This window comes from Butyrivibrio sp. AE2032, from assembly GCF_000702965.1.
The window spans coordinates 2,025,695-2,043,581 of record NZ_JNLF01000005.1; the positions used below are offsets into that span (position 1 = coordinate 2,025,695).

The 17,887-nt window shown below is 49.2% G+C and carries 19 protein-coding genes; 15 read left to right on the forward strand and 4 right to left on the reverse strand.

The annotated features are described in order from the left end of the window. The first annotated feature begins 164 nt into the window (after nt 1-164). Together BO18_RS26485 and BO18_RS26490 are read left to right on the forward strand one after the other, a co-directional pair. Nucleotides 165-506 carry a HEAT repeat domain-containing protein gene (locus tag BO18_RS26485; protein WP_034450816.1) on the forward strand — a complete coding sequence of 114 codons (342 nt, stop codon included), beginning with the start codon at nt 165-167 and terminating at the stop codon, nt 504-506. A 12-nt stretch (nt 507-518) separates the two neighbouring features. Next, nucleotides 519-689 (forward strand): 4Fe-4S binding protein, encoded by a 171-nt coding sequence (locus tag BO18_RS26490; protein ID WP_034450819.1) that lies wholly within the window; start codon nt 519-521, stop codon nt 687-689. Nucleotides 690-753: 64 nt separating this feature from the next. Here BO18_RS26490 and BO18_RS26495 read toward each other — a convergent pair whose 3' ends face one another. Next, the gene (locus BO18_RS26495; protein WP_034450822.1) at nt 754-2,106 is read right to left on the reverse strand and encodes an MATE family efflux transporter; all 1,353 of its coding nucleotides are present in this window, start codon (nt 2,104-2,106) and stop codon (nt 754-756) included. 349 nt (nt 2,107-2,455) lie between these two features. Here BO18_RS26495 and BO18_RS26500 point away from each other — a divergent pair, with 349 nt between their 5' ends. The 7 genes from BO18_RS26500 to BO18_RS26530 all read left to right on the forward strand — a co-directional run bounded on the left by BO18_RS26500 (nt 2,456) and on the right by BO18_RS26530 (nt 7,658). Further along, the gene (locus tag BO18_RS26500; protein WP_330379646.1) at nt 2,456-3,229 is read left to right on the forward strand and encodes a GNAT family N-acetyltransferase; all 774 of its coding nucleotides are present in this window, start codon (nt 2,456-2,458) and stop codon (nt 3,227-3,229) included. A 157-nt stretch (nt 3,230-3,386) separates the two neighbouring features. Beyond that, nucleotides 3,387-4,244 (forward strand): TrmH family RNA methyltransferase, encoded by an 858-nt coding sequence (locus tag BO18_RS26505; RefSeq protein WP_034450824.1) that lies wholly within the window; start codon nt 3,387-3,389, stop codon nt 4,242-4,244. 110 nt (nt 4,245-4,354) lie between these two features. Further along, nucleotides 4,355-4,795: a hypothetical protein gene (locus BO18_RS26510; RefSeq protein ID WP_034450827.1), complete on the forward strand. Its 441-nt coding sequence runs from the start codon at nt 4,355-4,357 to the stop codon at nt 4,793-4,795. 21 nt (nt 4,796-4,816) lie between these two features. Next, entirely contained in the window at nt 4,817-5,428 is a 612-nt protein-coding gene (locus tag BO18_RS26515) for a histidine phosphatase family protein (protein ID WP_051689203.1), read from the forward strand. 234 nt (nt 5,429-5,662) lie between these two features. Next, nucleotides 5,663-6,010 (forward strand): HEAT repeat domain-containing protein, encoded by a 348-nt coding sequence (locus BO18_RS26520; RefSeq protein WP_034450830.1) that lies wholly within the window; start codon nt 5,663-5,665, stop codon nt 6,008-6,010. A gap of 139 nt (nt 6,011-6,149) precedes the next feature. Next, complete coding sequence (locus BO18_RS26525; RefSeq protein ID WP_034450832.1) at nt 6,150-6,488, forward strand: cupin domain-containing protein; 339 nt, start codon at nt 6,150-6,152, stop codon at nt 6,486-6,488. A 153-nt stretch (nt 6,489-6,641) separates the two neighbouring features. Beyond that, the gene (locus tag BO18_RS26530; protein WP_034450834.1) at nt 6,642-7,658 is read left to right on the forward strand and encodes a carcinine hydrolase/isopenicillin-N N-acyltransferase family protein; all 1,017 of its coding nucleotides are present in this window, start codon (nt 6,642-6,644) and stop codon (nt 7,656-7,658) included. A gap of 24 nt (nt 7,659-7,682) precedes the next feature. Here the strand turns inward: BO18_RS26530 and BO18_RS26535 are convergent, their stop codons facing one another. Beyond that, complete coding sequence (locus BO18_RS26535) at nt 7,683-8,810, reverse strand: MalY/PatB family protein (protein ID WP_034450835.1); 1,128 nt, start codon at nt 8,808-8,810, stop codon at nt 7,683-7,685. A 110-nt stretch (nt 8,811-8,920) separates the two neighbouring features. Between BO18_RS26535 and BO18_RS26540 the strand changes: the two genes are divergently transcribed. The 3 genes from BO18_RS26540 (at nt 8,921) to BO18_RS26550 (ending at nt 11,891) form a co-directional block, all read left to right on the forward strand. Continuing rightward, complete coding sequence (locus BO18_RS26540) at nt 8,921-9,634, forward strand: HAD family hydrolase (RefSeq protein ID WP_242856608.1); 714 nt, start codon at nt 8,921-8,923, stop codon at nt 9,632-9,634. 120 nt (nt 9,635-9,754) lie between these two features. Continuing rightward, on the forward strand, nt 9,755-11,650 hold the full coding sequence (locus tag BO18_RS26545) for a diguanylate cyclase domain-containing protein (RefSeq protein WP_034450839.1): 1,896 nt from the start codon (nt 9,755-9,757) through the stop codon (nt 11,648-11,650). A 1-nt stretch (nt 11,651) separates the two neighbouring features. Continuing rightward, complete coding sequence (locus tag BO18_RS26550) at nt 11,652-11,891, forward strand: aspartate dehydrogenase (RefSeq protein ID WP_242856609.1); 240 nt, start codon at nt 11,652-11,654, stop codon at nt 11,889-11,891. Nucleotides 11,892-11,903: 12 nt separating this feature from the next. On the opposite strand, the gene BO18_RS26555 is transcribed toward BO18_RS26550, so the two are convergent. Both BO18_RS26555 and BO18_RS33680 read right to left on the reverse strand, forming a co-directional pair. Continuing rightward, the gene (locus BO18_RS26555; RefSeq protein WP_034450840.1) at nt 11,904-12,665 is read right to left on the reverse strand and encodes a hypothetical protein; all 762 of its coding nucleotides are present in this window, start codon (nt 12,663-12,665) and stop codon (nt 11,904-11,906) included. A gap of 67 nt (nt 12,666-12,732) precedes the next feature. After that, nucleotides 12,733-13,890: a helix-turn-helix domain-containing protein gene (locus BO18_RS33680; protein WP_051689204.1), complete on the reverse strand. Its 1,158-nt coding sequence runs from the start codon at nt 13,888-13,890 to the stop codon at nt 12,733-12,735. 234 nt (nt 13,891-14,124) lie between these two features. On the opposite strand from BO18_RS33680, the gene BO18_RS26565 reads away from it, so the two are divergent. The 3 genes from BO18_RS26565 (at nt 14,125) to BO18_RS26575 (ending at nt 17,854) form a co-directional block, all read left to right on the forward strand. Further along, nucleotides 14,125-16,062 carry a diguanylate cyclase domain-containing protein gene (locus tag BO18_RS26565; RefSeq protein WP_034450843.1) on the forward strand — a complete coding sequence of 646 codons (1,938 nt, stop codon included), beginning with the start codon at nt 14,125-14,127 and terminating at the stop codon, nt 16,060-16,062. Nucleotides 16,063-16,109: 47 nt separating this feature from the next. Next, a complete protein-coding gene (locus tag BO18_RS26570) occupies nt 16,110-16,478 on the forward strand; it encodes a hypothetical protein (protein WP_185752581.1) in 369 nt (122 codons plus the stop codon). Between the two features lie 77 nt (nt 16,479-16,555). Continuing rightward, nucleotides 16,556-17,854, forward strand: coding sequence for a hypothetical protein (locus BO18_RS26575; protein ID WP_034450848.1), 1,299 nt, complete (start codon nt 16,556-16,558; stop codon nt 17,852-17,854). The last annotated feature ends 33 nt before the right edge of the window (nt 17,855-17,887 follow it).

The following is a 17,887-nucleotide window of genomic DNA, read 5'->3' on the forward strand; positions in this document are numbered from 1 at the left end:
AAAAAACAGGCGCTGCCTTAGGCGAAAGCTTACAGACGGCGCCTTTTCATTTTTTTGACCAAGAAAGTTTACAGACAGTTAATGCGGCATTGATTATCTCATATAAATTGCGTTCATATAATAAATGTAAACAAACGAATCTAACGGAAAGCGAGGGCAAGATCATGGCACTTACAGATACATTAAAAGATAAGATCCTGAAATTGGGAGCAAAGCAGAAACTTGGAGCTATCGTCAAGTATGTAACAAATCCCAATGAAGACATAAGAGTTACGGTTGCCATAGCATTGGGCATGATAAACACTTATGATTCCGGCATGGCTCTGATCCCCCTGCTTCGTGACAGTTCTCCTAAGGTAAAAGCAGCCGCTTGCGAGTCCGCTGCAGCCATTCATGCAAAGCACTGCGAAGAGTATGTAAAGAAGCTGGCTTTTACGGAAACAGATCCGAACGTTAAGCAGGTCGCCAGAAAGGCATTCGATTCTCTCAGGGACAGCGTAGCTTAAGGCGGAAGGCATATGGCATACAGGATAACAGGAGCCTGCACAGGCTGCGGAAAGTGTGAATCCGCCTGTTCCGAAGATGCGATCAGCCGCGGATGGAGAAGATACGAGATAGATCCCGATCTCTGCGATTCATGCGGAGCGTGTGATTATATCTGTCCGGCCAATGCGATAGAACCGGACTGATCCAAGGGTGAAAAAGACGATTGTTACAGGGCTGTCTCAGATGGTGAGGCAGCCCTTTCTGTTGTTACTTTAATGAATTATTTGAGATCTTCCTGAAGAAACTGACCGTAAACGGAATGCATGCAAGGCACGTCAGTACGTCAGCTGCCGCCTGAGCCACCTGGATTCCGGCAAGTCCGAAGATCCAGCTGAATGCCAGAAGCACAGGTATAAAAAACAGACCGTTTCTTAAGGCCGACAGGAAAGTCGCGTTGAACTTGTAGCCGATGCTCTGGAACATCATGTTGTTGCAGACCTGGAACGGCACGAAAAACAGACCGATGCACTGTGCGTGCAGCGCGGGTATTCCGATCGTAATTACTTCGGGATCGTTTCTGAACACTCTTATGCATTCGCCCGCGTTCAGGAATACGGCAATGGATGCAATGCCGAGCAGGAGCGATCCGAAGGAGAGCGTGAAGAAGAAACCCTGACGGACGCGGTCGTATTTCTTTGCACCGAAGTTAAATCCCGCAACGGGCTGGAAGCCCTGTCCGATACCAAGAGCCGCACTGAAGATGAACATGCTGACCCTGTTGGCGATTCCCATCGCGGCTATTGCGGCATCGCCGTATGCGCCGGCGGCGTTGTTGAGGAGCATCGTCGAGATGCTCGCAAGTCCCTGGCGGGCGAGGCTCGGCAGACCTGTCGTTACTATATCGCCGAGTATCGTTATGTTGAATTTTGTGTATTTGAAAGAGAGCGAAGTCTGTGTCTTTTTCAGTATGAACATCGTGAGCAGGATGAACCAGGACAGATACTGTGATATGGCGGTCGCAAGACCTGCTCCGAGGATGCCCATGTTCATCTTCTGCATGAAGAGGGCATCTAAGAAGATGTTGACGATGCCGCCTGAAGTAAGGCCGATCATGGCAAAGAATGCGCGGCCCTCATATCTGAGGATATTGTTCATGACGCAGCTCGAGACAAGCGCGGGCGCGGCGCAGAGGATGCAGATGGCATAAGTGCGTGAGTAGGGGAGTATCGTCGGTGTGCTGCCCAGGAGTACCATGAGCGGTGTGAGAAAGATGCCTCCAAGTATCAGGATGGCAAAGCCGGAAAACAATGCCGAATAAAACCCGGTGGCCGAATAATTTCTGGCGCTCTCGATGTCTTTCTGGCCGAGCTTCCTGCTGATGATGCTTCCGCTTCCGTGACCGAACATGAAGCCCATCGCCTGAAGTATCGCCATAAGACCCATTACGACACTGGTGGCACCGCTGGCTGATGTGTTTATCTGGCCGACGAAATATGAGTCTGCCATGTTGTACAGCGTGGTGATGAACATGCTGATCATCGTCGGTATTCCGAGCTTGAGTATCAGGCTCGGAACAGGCTGCTGCGTCATCATGTCAAACTGTGTCTTATATTTACTCATCTGAAACACCTTGGAATAACAATATCTAATACCATTTTTCGCTATCGTTTTCAAGAATCACGGCAAGTATATGAACGGTTGAAAGGACCTTTGCGCAATTATCCGTTTATGTCCGGACATGAAAAAGCTCCCGTAAGAAAGGAGAGAAATACCGGGAGCTTAGTCAATTACTAAATACATCATTTTGAGGAGGATTGAAAACTGACTTAATTGTAGCATCCGGAATCCGTGAATGATTTACGGAACTGTGAAGGTCTTGTAAGAGAATGGTAAATTGGCGGAGCTTTCCCTAGTGATATAATCGTATCTACAGGGTGAAATACGCGAAAAGCACGGCGGTAAGATGCGCATGATGACAAATATCGACATTCTCGGGATCGCCATGGAGCAGTCTGCAGCGGATATCGGATGCAGGGCTGAGGATTTCCGTGCGGATAAGAACGTGATCGTTCCTTTCGATCCCGCTCCGGATGCGAAAAAATACTATAAGCCGCCCATAACGTGCAACTTCATTTCTTACGGAAACAATACCGTCGCCGCTGTCACTGACGAGGTCGCCGGCATAGTGACCGAATACCTGTCCAGGTTTGAATTCTACCATTGCTTTGAGACTCCCAACATGCACTGGCTTAGCGAGAGACTTGCACCGTTAGGTCAGGCTGTCTGCTTTATGGCCGAATACTATCTTCCCGACATGAACAGGCTGATCAGCCTGCCGTGCGCTTATGAACTTAAGGTATTGGAAAAAGGGGAGTTCGAAGATCTTTATCTGAAGGAATGGTCCAATGCTCTGTGCTACGACAGAAAGCACCTGGACATGCTCGCGGTCGGGGCATACGACGGAGATCAGCTCGTAGGTCTGGCCGGATGTTCAGCGGATGCTGCCGAGATGTGGCAGATCGGTGTTGATGTCCTGCCCGAATTCCGCAGAAAAGGCGTGGCTGCCGCCATAACATCAAAACTGGCTCTTGAGATCACGGAACGCGGCAAGGTGCCTTTCTACTGTACCGCGTGGTCCAACATCAGGTCTGTCCGGAATGCTATCAAGAGCGGACTGATCCCTGCCTGGGCCGAGATGACGGTCAAGCCTGTTGATTCGGTAAACGAGATCAATCTGCAGTGACGGGCTGCCGTCTTATACGGCTGATCGATAACACGCTTTTTCCTAAGAATCAGAATCCTCTCTCAAAAAAAGTTGAATAATGTACTTGTTTTGGAGTATTATTCAAAACAGTGCTTTTTTATTTGTCTTATAAGACATATTTGAAAACGGGAGTCCTATGCCCTTGAACCTGATAAAGATCGATGACATAAACGCACCTGAGATGGATGTTTTCGCAAGAGCCACTGAACGGCAGCTCAGGACCTCTGACGAATACGAAGAGGGGATCTTTCTCGCGGAAAGCGCCAATGTCATCCTACGCGCCATAGAGAACGGATATGAACCTCTGTCGATGCTCGTGGAGACCGGGCGGCTGGAAGTTGAGGCAGGTCCCGTTTTCGATGCGGTCGCGAAATACTGCGGCAGGGACAAACTCGATTCCATTCCCGTATATGTGGCTGAGCAGGAGACTGTAAACAGCATGACCGGGCATCACCTGGTCCGCGGTCTTTGGATGACGCTCCGCCGTAAGCCTGCCGTTTCCGTTGAAGATTTCTGCAAGGATAAAAGACGTATCGCCGTCATGATCGATGTCGTCAATCCCGTAAATGTCGGTGCGATCTTCCGCTCGGCAGCAGCCCTCGGTATGGACGGTGTTCTTCTTACGCACGCTTCAGTCGATCCACTTACCAGGCGCACGGCGAGAGTGAGCATGGGTACAGTCTTCCAGATTCCGTGGGCACAGGCACCGCTTGAAGAATCGGAAGGTCTTACCATACTGCAGCTCCTCAACTCTTACGGGTTTAAGACAGTGGCCATGGCACTGACGGAAGATTCGACGAGCGTCGACAACGATGAAATCCGTGCGAATGAAAAGGTCGCGGTACTGCTCGGCACGGAAGGGACGGGACTGCCGAAAGAAGTCATAGCCGCGTGCGATTACCGTGTCATGATCCCGATGTATCACGGAGTGGATTCGCTGAATGTCGCTGCAGCAAGCGCCATAAGTTTCTGGGAGCTGATGAAGAAGATCTGAGGAGACTTTTTGAATTCCCCGTGGCAATATGCACGGACGCTTTTAAATGGTAAAATTTATTATAGTTGTTTAAGGGCAGCCTTTTGGCTTTTGGATGGAGGATAGATCATATGAATCACGGAAGTAACCAGGTATTTATTCCTGTCGGTCTTGACCGTCATAAGGAAGACATCGTTGATGCGAACATCAGGATCGACAGCCTCATAAGCACTGTCGCAAAGCATGAGATCATAATCCAGGCGATGTATGAACTCATGGTCGAGAAGGGAATAGATACTTCTCTCATCAATGCGAAGATAGTGGAAAGTACGGAAAAGTATTTTTCCAAGCCGCCTTATGTCTTGGATTCCAGACCCTGTGAAAAGTGCGGCAAGCCGGTCAAGGAATCAGGAAAGACCCCTCTTATGGGAAGATGTCTTTATTGCGGAGCCCTTACAAAGTTCTATCCCACCTTTGAGACGGAGAATAAGGATACGGAAGATAAAAATGCCAATCCTTATGCAGATGCATTTTTAGATCCGTTTGACGATCCCACGCTTAACGGCAATTAACCGTTCCCCGGGATTTTTGTAATGGGAAATAGAATAATAATCACGGTGCAGCATACCCAGTCGGTCCATCATACGAACGGACACGCCGGCGCATGGGGAGACTGGGACCTGACCGCGGCCGGTTGTGAACAGGCCGGAAAGATAGGTCTGTTCCTGAAAGCCGAAGGGTGCGGTGAAGGATGGCTGATGATATCCTCGGATCTTAAGCGCGCTGCTCAGACAGCTGAAGAGATCGGGAAGGTTATCCTGCTTGAGCCTGAGTTTGATCCGGTCATCAGAGAGGTAAATGCAGGCAGCGGCAACGGCAAGCCCTGGGATTGGTTTGATGCAAACAAGATCCCTAAGCCAAACCATTACGATCCTGATTACAGGCCCTTTGACGATGCCGAATCAGACAGGGATCTATGGGATCGTCTGTATCCTTTTTATCAGAAACTCTCATCCTCTGACCGCGAAAAGATACTTATCGTATCACACGGAACGGCTCTGAGTTTTCTGCAGTCCATGCTGATGGGCCAAACTTTGGAAGAGAGAATTAAGCACAGGTTCAACGGCTCCTCCGGATCCGTTTCGCGATTTGAGATCGCTCCTGACGGAACCGTTACCGCCAGGTATATAAACAGGCAGGTCTGAGGTCCTGCATCCGGAGCTGAATGATTTCGCACCCCGATTTTTTGATATTCGCAAAAACGAAATGTTAAAAAAACTTGCGTTTAACCAATCGTGCGATTTCTTCGAATAAAAAAGCAATAAATGACGGGTGATTTGCGGATTTTACCCCGAAAAAACAAAGCAATAATTGTTCAACCACGTCTTCGGGGATTGCCCTATAATACTTGTGTAATCAATTTCGGGGGGATCTTTTATATGGCACGTGAAGACGCTTTAAGAGATAAGATACTGAAGTTAGGTTCAAAGAAAAAACTCGCTCCCATACTCAAATATCTGGACAATCCCAGCGACGACGTAAGAATGGCCGTTGCCATGGCTTTGGGTATGATCCCGACTTATGATTCAGGTATGGGACTGATCGAATTACTGCGAGATCCGTCTCCGATCGTAAGAGCTACGGCGATCAATTCCGCTTCGGAGATCCATGCAAAGAACTGCGAAGAGTACATCAGAAAACTGGCATTTGCGGATCCTGATCCCAACGCCAGGGAAGTTGCCAAGAGAGCTTTCGAGAAGCTTAAGGACAACGTTATCACCTATTAAGAAATATGCAGGCTGCTTCAGATGAGCAGCCTGTTTTTTATTTTGTTCGTCTTATATTTCAGCATGGTGCATATGGCGGCATTGAAGACTGTGATCCCGACTATTATGCATGCCGTTGTCATGAGACAGGAGGGGCAGGATGAACTTCCCTGAGTTTATGTTTAAAGAAGAGAACCGTATCCCTGCTTCACAGCAGAATACGCCTGACATAGAAGGTTACTATTACACCGCCAATGACGGAAGCCAGATGGCTTTCTGGATCTATAAGGCTGACAGGGAATCAAAGGAACATGTTCATGACTACGATGAATACATGCTCTGCGTCGAAGGGGAATATACCGTCACGATAAACGGCGAGGAGCATATCCTTCATGCAGGTGACGAGCTGTTCATTCCGAAGGGGAGCCTTCAGGGCGGAAGAGTGAAAGCGGGGACGCGTTCGATCCACGCTTTCGGCGGAACAAGGGTCAGAAAATAACGGGTAACATTGTTACATCCCAATAAAATAAAGGGTTTCTGCCTGATATGCCAAACAACTGCTTTTTGACCCCATATCCGTTTGAGTTTATCCCGTTTATGCTGCCGCCGGGTCAACTATAATTGGACTGGAACTAAATTGATCGGACGGCTTATGAAAAGACACATCATCACTGCGGGAGCGCTGATACTTACCGCTTCATTGCTTGCCGGCTGCGCTTCGGCCGGCGGTACGGATAAAAACGAGAAAAAGACGCTGGATTCTTTTTCCTGCGACGCGGAAGGGATCTATGTCATCGATTACTACGCTGACTACAAGATGGACGAATATCTGGCGGCGAACATAAAGACTGTCGAGGATTTCGACGCCTGGATGACAACTAATCTTACGCACGGGGTTCCCACAGGCGACATTCCGGAAATGGGATGCAGCTCATTTGCTTCGGTATCTGACGGCGGCGATCATCTTTTCGGACGCAATTACGATATGTATGAATGCGATGCGCTGGTGGTAAGGACGGATCCTGAGGACGGATATGCTTCGATCGGCATTGCCGACATGTCCCATATGAATCTTGGCAACGGCGGCAATTACGATATCACCGATGAGAGCAGCCGCCCGCTCCTTCTGGCGGCACCCTGGTGCATCTGTGACGGGATAAACGAGAAGGGACTCGGTGTCTCGCTGCTCCAATTGAGCAATGAGCATGTTGCAGAAGATACGTCTAACGGCGATCTGCTGCTTTATGTTGCCGTCCGTGTGCTGCTCGACAAATGCGCAAACACAGGGGAGGCCATAGATCTCCTCGGAAACTACGATATGTACTCGGGAAAGCCGTATTCATTTCACGTCTTCATTACCGACAGCAGCGGCAGATCGGTCATTGCCGAATGGGATGAAGGAGGGCTCGTTATCGTAGAGGATGATGCGGTCACGAATTTCCTTCTCTGCTCCGGCAAGAGCGATAACGACATGCGTTATACAAAGATCCACAAGAAGATAGACGGGGTTTCCGCACTGACCTCAGAAGATGCCATGGGCGTTCTTAAATTCGTGAATCAGGGCGCCTGCTGGTCAGCTGTCTATGATCTCGAAAAGTTCAGCGTCGACGTCTGCTTCAATGCTGACTACACAAAGGTTTACAGCTATCAGGGAAGTTCGCTGACATAGTCATCTGCCCGGAAAGCCCCGGTATTACAGGACTGCTTTTATCCTTCGAAGTGCTTCTTTCAAAACGCTCCTTGGACATGCGACATTGAGCCTTATGAAGTTCTCTCCGCCCATGCCGAAAAAGCTTCCTTCGGAGACACGCACATGAGCTTCCCTTAGGAGCTTTTTGGAGATATCACCGTAAGCGGAGCAGTCGATCCACACGAGATAAGTTCCCTCAGGTTCCATCATGACGAGCTTTGTATCCTCAAGCTCTTTCCGCAGAATATCGATGTTTCCCTCGATATATGCAGTCAGTTCAGTAAGCCACGGTTCTCCGTAAGTATAGGCTGCCTTTGTTGCCGCAATGCCCATCTTGTTAAGGCCGAAAGCGCCCGTAGTTACGGCTTCACGGTCGATACTGCGCAGCACATCCCTGTTCGTTGAAATTATGTTGGCGGCCTGGATTCCCGCGATGTTGAAAGTCTTTGTAGGAGCAGTGAGGACGACGCAGTTGTCACCCGCTATCTTTGCCATCGGGATATGCTTATTGCCGTATAGTGTCAGGTCTGAGTGTATCTCGTCGCTTACTATGAAGACTCCGTGCTTTTCACATATGCCGGATACGGAACGGAGTTCATCTTCAGACCAGACTCTGCCTCCCGGATTATGAGGTGAACACCAGACGAGGAGTTTTACGTTGTCTTCGATGATCTTCTTTTCCATTTCGGCAGTGTTGACAGCGAAATGTCCGCCGGCGGTCTTAAGCTGTTCTATGGTGAGCTTTCTTCCGTTGCCTTCAACGCAGCGCCTGAAGGGACCGTATACGGGTTCAAAGATCATAATGTGGTCACCGGGTTCCGTAAGCACACGGACCGCATATGAGATCGCAAGTACGACTCCGGGGAGCTTTAAGATCTGGTCAGCCGTAACGTCCCAGCCGAACCGTTTTTTTAACCATCCGGTCACTGCCTCATCGTAGGACTCGTCAGCTTCCGAATAGCCGTAGATCCCGTTCGAAGCGACTCTCACGAGTTCACTGATGACTTCCGGCGGACTCTTAAAATCCATATCCGCTACCCACATCGGGATAAGGTCATCTATGCCGTTTATCTTTTCGTACTTGATGTCATCAGGTGTATTTCTGTCTGTTATGCTGTCAAAATCGTACATGGTCTTAATCCCCCGTCAAACATTATAGCGGAACTTAACGGCCTTACGTGATGTTATAATTCAAAGACAGGGACAAAGATAAGGGGATAAACATCATGAAAAAGCCTGAGATGATTATTTTTGATTACGGTCAGACCATCATTTCGCAAGCGAAATTTGACGGGATCAAGGGTACTGAAGCTGTGCTGAGTCACGCGGTTGAGAACCGGAGAAACCTCACGCCTGAACAGGTGCAGGAGGAGGCAAACCGCATAAACAGGGAACTCAACAGGTACGATCCGACGTACTCCGCACTGAATACAGTTGAGATACCCAACCACATGTTTACGCGTTATCTGTACGAATCATTGGGCATTAAGCTCGATCTCACGCCTGAAGAGACCGACCGCGTTTTCTGGGATAATGCCTCACCGGGCAGACCCACCGACGGCATGCCGGAGCTTCTTGAATTCCTCTGGCAGAACGGTATCAGGACAGCCGTGCTGAGCAACATATCATACTGCGGAAACGCTGTGGAGGAGAGGATAAACAGGCTGCTGCCGGATAATCATTTCGAGTTTATCATCGCCACGAGTGAATACATGTTCCGCAAGCCCCATGCCAGGATATTCGAACTGGCGCTCTTCAAGGCGGGACTTGAGCCGGAAGACGTCTGGTTCGCGGGTGACAACTATGCCTGTGATGTAACGGGAGCCAAAAACGCCGGCATGTTTCCCGTCTGGTACAAGGGAGCGCTCGATTACGAGCAGGATGACCATGACGATGTCGTAAAGATCTTCTCATGGAGCGAACTCGAGGAGATGATAAAGTCACTCCCGGAGTAATGCTGTCCTTTTTATGTTGTTTCTTTTCTTATGGTTTACACTTCCACAACACAATGAAGGACAGGATGTGTTATTGTTTATATAGTTGGGTAATTATCGTTGCATTTAGAGGATCTCTGAATGAAGAAAAAGATAGCAGTATTTACAACCGGATGGTGCTCCGAGATACTGAGCCAGTTCCTGTCCGGCATGACCGGCGAGCTTCATCGCGATGAGGCCGATATCTTCATGTTCCTCTGTTATGCCACCTATACGGATAGTCCCGCGATGAGTAAAGGCGAGATGAATATCTATAACCTTCCCGACCTTCATGATTTCGACTGTACGGTCATCTTCGGCAGCGGTCTGGACAACAGGGAGCAGATCGATAATATAATCGACAGGAGCAACGAAGCGGGCATTCCTGTCATTATCCAGGGTTCCAGAAGAGAAGGCGTCAGCTTTGTAGGATCAGATAACTATCAGGCCGTTAAAGACCTGTGCGCGCATCTGGTCACGGAGCACAGCGTAAAGAAGATAACCTTCTTTGCGGGTACAAAGGATTCCCACGATTCGGAACTGAGACTTAATGCTGTCCGTGATTATCTGAAAGAGAACGGCTGCGAAGAATATCTGACGGAAGTCTACTATACGAATTGGGAAAATGCCGCAGCCACGAGGCGTGTCAATGAGATATGCAAGGCAGGAGATCTTCCCGACGTATTCATTTGCGCCAACGACGGTCTTGCGATGGAGACGTGTATCTCACTTTCCAATAACGGATATGAAGTTCCGCAGGATGTCCTGGTGACAGGATTTGATTACATAGACGGAGGCAAAGTGTTCGATCCTTCGATCGCGACCGTTGACCAGTGCTTCGATCAGATGGGCGCTGCCACCGTAAAACTCTGGAAGGCATTGTCTGAAGGGGAAAAGAGCGGTTCGGGCAGGATGGTACCCTGCCGGTTCATTCCCGGTGAGAGCTGCAACTGCTACGAGTTCAGGAACAGCGACAAGCTCAGGAGACGCATGGGGCGCGAGACATATGCCAAGCGCGCCAGGACCACGTATTTTGAGAGAAAGCTCAATCTTATCGACGCGACAATCCTGCCGTGCCTGACATACCTGGAACTAAAGGAAAACCTTCACAATCTGCTGGCCGGAAACCACGATTATGAGGGAGATTCATTCCATGTTCTCCTGGAACCGAATTTCGGACTTTCCATCTATGATTCCAATATAAAACTGGACTCCGGCGGCTATAGCAGGAACATGGAAGTCATCTATTCCACCGAGGACGGCGTTCCATATAAGGGAGAGAATTTCGATTCACGCGGACTTGTGCCAGGATACGCCCCTGAAGGTGAAAACCATCTTTATGTATTCCTGCCTCTTCATGAGTCCGATTCCACATACGGATACCTGGTGTTCAGGGACTGCATCGAAAAGCTCGAGAACCACTTCCTGTTTAATTACTACAACCGCATGGGTCTGGCTTTCGACAAGTTCCGTCATGCACTTACTTTGGATCACATCAACAAGAGGCTTTTGGACCTGATGGGACGCGATCCGCTTACAAACGTCAATAACCGTATGGCATACGAGGATAAGGAAAAGTATCTGCAGTCCCAGATAAATTCCGATCCGAATGTGAAGTTTGCATTAGTCGTATTCGACGTGAACAATCTGAAGATGGTAAACGACTCACTTGGTCACGAGGCCGGCGACGTTTATCTGCTCAGAGCCTGCCATCTCATCTGTGATGTCTTTAAGCACAGCCCCGTCTACAGGATGGGCGGAGATGAATTCCTGGCAGTGCTGACCGGTGAGGACTACGATAACTGCGGTGACAAGATGAAGCTTTTCAATGAGCGTATGAGTCCCTATTCAGACACCATGCCGCTGCCTGATGATTATGTCTCCGTGGCATGCGGCATCTCTGAGTTTGACAGCACCACGGACAAGACAGTCGCGGATGTCATCAAGCGTGCTGACGAGGCGATGTATAAGGACAAGGCAGCGAAAAAGGGACTTTGACTTGCATCTGCCGCTATTCAGGAAATCTCATGATGAAAAGGAACCGGATAACGGGATCAGTTTTGATCCCGCGACCCAGTATGCGGTTATCAGAAGTTCGATCTGCACGGGCGAGAAAGTCGCCGGATTTAAGAATAAAAAAGACGGTCATTTCACCGAAGTCATGGTGATAAGATCAGCAGAAGACGAGAAAAGATTCAAAGCGGCATATGGCATTGATACGGTGCGCACCGAGTATTGATCTTTTCCGGAATTATACCGCTTCGGGAAGATCCTTTGTCTTTGCGGTCTTTACGGCCTTGACCGTCACATATACCGGTATGAGGAGTATCAGCAAAGAGCCTGCCAGAGTGATCACAGAGCTCATCCAGTCGTAAGACGTCAGGAAGTACGGGTCATTCAAAAGATTCAGGTACAGAAATGAATTTGTGCCGAAGCTTATAAATGCAAATGCCAATGTTATTATCTTCAATACCCAGAGTTTAGGGACCACTTTCTCGGCTTTTCTGTTCTTGAAGAGAGTAATGATGATTATCAGGGAAACTGCAATTTCCGTTACCAGATAACCCGTCAGATTGTTCATCATCAGCGCAACGGTAAGATCGATCCCCTTGAGTTCGGGCAACTTGTTTATGAAGTAGGCTGTGATCCTCGGAATGACTGATCCTGCCAGTTGGATGAGGAGCAAAGGAACGTATATGATTTTCTTTCCGTAATTCTTATGCAGGAAGATGCAGACGAAGATCAGACTGATGAAAGAGCCGGCCTCAGTCACTATGATGTTTGCCTGAGATAATGAAACATACTGTTCCATTGGAAGAAGGTGGGCGAAAAACTGCAGCAGACCGGTCGTGAGCGTGCCTATGGATGCGAAGATAAAACTCATTCCGAGCATTCTCACGGATTCCGTTTTGCCCGCTCCGGTTATTATGCCCAGCACGATCACGCCCAAGGCAGCCAGGATAGGCAGCAGCATCAGCATGAATACCAGAATCACCAAAAACAGATTTTCCATTTGAACTCCTTGTACGGCCGGTTATCTTCCGTATTGTATCAGAGTTTTTATGTGCAGGTCGGAATCCTCAGATCATCGTCTCAAATTCCGCGAACACATCCCCGCCGCTCCAGCTCTTGAGCTGGCCGAGCATGAACTGCTTCTTGCCTTCGATCCATTCTTCCGTGTACTTGACCATATTGTCCCAGGCATGTTCGCCGTAGTCTTTTACGACGTTTTCCTTGCCGGCGGAGCAGACCTCTTTGCAGAAGACAGTATATTCTTCAATCTTTCCGCAGAGACGTTCCCATTCGGCAGCCGCCTTTCCGGGTTCTCCGTTTCTCAGATAAGCGGCGATCAGGAACTTTGAGGTATCGCGGTAGAAACCCTGGCAGTATGCCCTCATCTTTCCGTTCTCCATGAACGTATCCATTATCGAGAGTCCCCAGCGGCAGTTGGCTTCGACCTCATCCAAGGGACGGGTCCACATCATGCTCTCTGCCGAATAGACTATCTGCTTGTTGAGCGCACGGATGAAGTTCTGATAGTTGTCCCTGACCTGGGCGAGCCAGCCATCCATTCCGCTGTCTGATGTTGAAGCGAAATAGTAGGGGAGAAGCGTCTCCTGGAACATGTTGCTCCTGATCGAAGGCAGGGCATCGATGTGGGCGCGCCCCTTTTCGTAGTCGGCAGTGTGCCAGTAAAGCCATCCGAGCGCATAGTGGCAGCAGTCGGAAAGATCCTTTTCGTCCGAATAGCGGATGACCTGCATCGCCCTGTTTTCGGCTGACTTCACCATGTGCAGCCATTTCTTCTTATCGTCTTCAAGAAGTCCCTTGAAGTAAACGTTTCCGCTGTTTACAAAGCGGCTCATGTGTGCGACCGCCTGAACGTATCCTGTCAAGATGCGGTAGTTGAAGATGTTTTCATCGCACTTCTGATCCAGGAATTCTGCTGCGGCGAGGGCTCCCTCAGCCGGATCTCCGGAATCCCTTAATGTATTTGCCTCGAAGATGACCTTTGCTGCGAATTCGCGGTCATATCTTTCCTGTCCGAATCCGAACAATGCGTCCGTCGACACGTTCAGTGCCTTGGCGAGCGGAACGATCTGTGTGATGTCCGGCAGGCCGGCACCGCTCTCCCATCTGCTGACCGCCTGGCTAGTGATGCAGAGTATCCCTGCAAGTTCCTCCTGGGTCATGCCGAGATCGTGACGGTATTTCTTTATGTTGTTTCCAAGTGACATATTTCTCACCTCTCGAAATTATTTCTCCGATGCATCCTTGATGGTCTCAATATATCAGAGCGGTGGGGCGAATACTAACAATTCGTTTTTGGGGAAAATCCAACGGTGCGTTGGACGGCGGACAGAGCAGGAAAGCAGATAGCAGGAGAATAAATAAAGTATGCCGTCCGGGCGTATGAGATGTTATAATAATAAAATATAATTTATGGAATAAGAAAAGGCAGCCGTTCTTAAGTGGAAGAAAAGAAAAAGAACAACCGCATAGCCATATTCACCAACGGATTCAGCAATGAATTCGTGGAGCATATTGTCTCAGGCCTGCAGAGGAAAGCAAAAGAAGACTCCGTCGATCTTTTTGTTTTCGTCACGTACTGCAGTCCCGGTGACCATGAGCTGCAGAATAAGTGCCAGCTCAACATCTTCCATCTTCCCGATCCTGAAGATTTCGACGGAGCCATCATGCTCACCAACACATACAATTTTCCCGATGAGCAGGAGCGTGTATGCGCACGGTTCCAGAGAGCGGGCGTGCCCATGCTCTCTCTTGAAGTCGATGTTCCCAACATGTCATGCATCAAGACCGAGAATTACCAGGGCGTAAGAGATCTGGCCATGCATCTGGTCGAGCACCATAACGCGAAGAAGATCATCTATGTAAACGGTGTCGAGAACAACGTCGAGAACAGGATAAGGCGGCAGGCTCTCATAGACGTCCTTGAAGAGCACGGACTTGAGCTCTACAACGAGTTTATCTGTGATTTCGGTTTCTATACGGCATATCTCCAGATGAAAAGGTTTCTGGAAGACGGCAAGGAACTGCCCGATGCCGTCGTATGTGCAAATGACAACATGGCGCTCGGCGTCAACTCGGCACTGACCGAGAAAGGTTACAGCGTGCCCGAAGACGTTCTCCTGACCGGCTTCGATATGATAAAGGACGGCCAGCACACTTTCCCGATCCTTTCGACTGTCTCAAGAGGCTGGGATAAATTCGGTGAGATCGCTTACGATAAGCTGAAGTATCAGATGGAGCATCCGGATGAGCGGTTTAACGAAGAGTACAAGTCTTTCTTCGTTCCGTCAGAGAGCTGCGGATGCCAGGCGACTGAAGAGGCGCTGAAGAACCGTTTTAACGCTATCAGGAATGCGTATTTCGACAACCTCCAGAGGGAGATCATGGACATCTTTTTCATGGGAATGCAGGTGCCGCTCTCGTTTGCGGAAAAGAAAGAGGATTTCTACGAAAAGGGTATAAAGAGCACCAACGACATACCTCAGCTCGGACCTGACTACTGCCTGTGTACCGAGCCCGAGTTTTTCGAACTGAGTGACGACGAGTATCCGGAGAGAATACGCGGATACGGTTCGCACATGGATATCCTTTACGAGCTCCGTGAAGGAAAGAGGAGACCATTAAGCCATTTCGATTCCGAGATTCTTTATCCGGATTATGCCTATGAGGAAGGCAAGTCGAACATATACATATTCGCACCTCTGAACTATCTCGGCTTCATCATCGGATATATCGCCATAAAGAATACTCCGACGCTCCTGTTTAATCTCGGACTCAGCAAGTTTATCAAGACCATGAACAGCCAGCTTTTCAGCATGCGCCGTCATATATTCTCGCAGCGCGCAAATACGGAGCTCAAGAAGATCTATATGACAGATGCTCTTACGGGTATGTACAACCGCATGGGTTGTGAAAAGGTCCTGTACGACTTTATAGCTTCGCGGAAAGTGAACGATCAGAAATCACTCCTCGTCTTTGCCGACATCGACAGGATGAAGACTATAAACGATGTATACGGACACCTGAAGGGCGACTTTGCGATAAAGGCCACTGCGGAAGCGTTCAGGACAGCTTCTCCTAAGGAATGGATCTTCGGAAGATACGGCGGAGACGAGTTCATCGCCGTCGGACCGTGTCCGGAAGAGGATGCCATCGAGCAGCTGATCAAGCAGATTTCCGAGTCCATGAGCAAGGAATTTGAGAATCTGCATCTCGGATTCATCCTTCATGCGAGCATCGGTTATGCCGTGACAGAACCCGGCGATGAAGCATCGATCGACGATTACATCGACCGTGCCGACAAGTACATGTATGCCGAGAAGGAAAAATATCACCAATACATCGATTCGATAAACCGTCCGGCGGAAGAGTCCGACTGATACTTTATTTGACGGATACTGCCGGGAACGGAAAAAGGAATAAGGATATGGGAAAGAATTTTAAGACAGGCGACATCATTACCATCTATTTCGGAGACAGCATACGTAAGCTCATCCGCAAATCACTGCGCAAGAAGAATACCTTTTTTGTGGATTACGTAATTGCCGGGATAGAAGGCGACATACTTACCGTTTTCCCGAATTCCAGGCCGAAGGAGGAAGAGATCCCTTATGAGATCACAGGTCTCCGGATCAGCATGTCCGACAGGCACATAATGGCTGAAGGCGAACTCGATGCTCTGCGCAATTCCAGCAAGAGCGACCTCTATCAGTATGCCGAGGAACACGAATACAACCCCAAGGAATTTAAAGAGGCGTTAAAGCCGTTCCGCAAAGGCGGCAAGAAAGACGACTGATATTCCGGAGTGTATTCGCAAACCCGCCGCTCCCTGTCACAAAGGGAGAACGGTAAAGGGAATCAAGGGGAGACATAATGCTTTACAACAAAGATAATCCGCAGTGGCAGCTGAATCAGGAACAGTATCTCAGCAGTGAAGAACGCGACAGGATCGTCGATGAATACAACGAACTCTGCAGGAGCATGCTCAGGACAGATGTCCGCGACATGAACGCGAAGTTCTACGGCGTCAAGGAGACGGGCACACCAGAAGAGCAGGAGAAAAAGCGGAAAAAGGCCCTCTTCGGCATCATCGCTGCCATGCTCATATTCTCGTCGCTCGTTTTATCTCTCATACTTAAGCAGCTGGTCATCTTCGGATATGTGGCATGCGCCGTTTTTCTTTTCGCCGGCATATCCATAGCTGTGACAGGCAAGGGCGAGGTGGTCGAAGCAACCAGCAGGGCGCTGATAAACAGGGTCATGGGCATCTGTATAGCGCTCGGAGCTTTATCGATACTGTTGCTCATTATCTTCAGAAACCATATGGGACAGGCGGAGTTCTTCATTATGCTCGGAGTCGTTGCGTTTGGTTTCTCGGGGCTTGCTCTGATTGTCATCTCCATACTTAAGGCACTGTCGGGAAAGATACTCTATACCCAGGAAGCCGAAGCGACATGCACGGGCTACGTGCGCTATGTCAGCAGGGAGTCCGGAGAACACCAGGGTCACATGTTCACGTTTATCCACACTTCTCCGCTGTTCAGTTATACCTTCAGAGGGATTCCCTATGAAGCCGTCTGGGATGAATTCACGGTTAAGGCAGATTCCGATATATCGTTGGGACAGTCTGTTACGATCAGGATCGACCCGAGGCATCCCGAGAACATCAAGTCACCGGCAACGACACATCCGGGGGCTATCGGCTTCCAGATATTCATGGCTGTGTTGTGTCTGGGCGTGGCGGTCGGAATGGGTATATATGTCTCTACCGGAGCTGCAGCCGGCATGACTGTCGAGACCGAATGGAATCCCATCGTCGAAAAGATCAACGGCGGAACATCGGATAACAGGACTGAGATCACTGATGAGATGATGGATTCGGACTATGCGAAAAGAGCAGGCATCTCTTCAGCTTGGTACTACGAGGAAGGTGTTATCGACGAAGTAAAATATACCGCTGACGGCAAGTCATATGACTTTACCGATAAGACGTTCAACGGTGTTCTGTTCCAGGACGGCACCGATCCCGAGCCGGGCAAGGCAATGCTGCTCTTCTATACGGTTAACGAGAGTGAAGTGCAGTATGGCACCGGCTACAAGCATGTCTTCATGACAGGTGATCCGGATAAATTTGTTTATACCGGTACACACACTGCCTACATTCCGGATTAAACGGAAACTTACCGGTCATCGGATTTATATCAG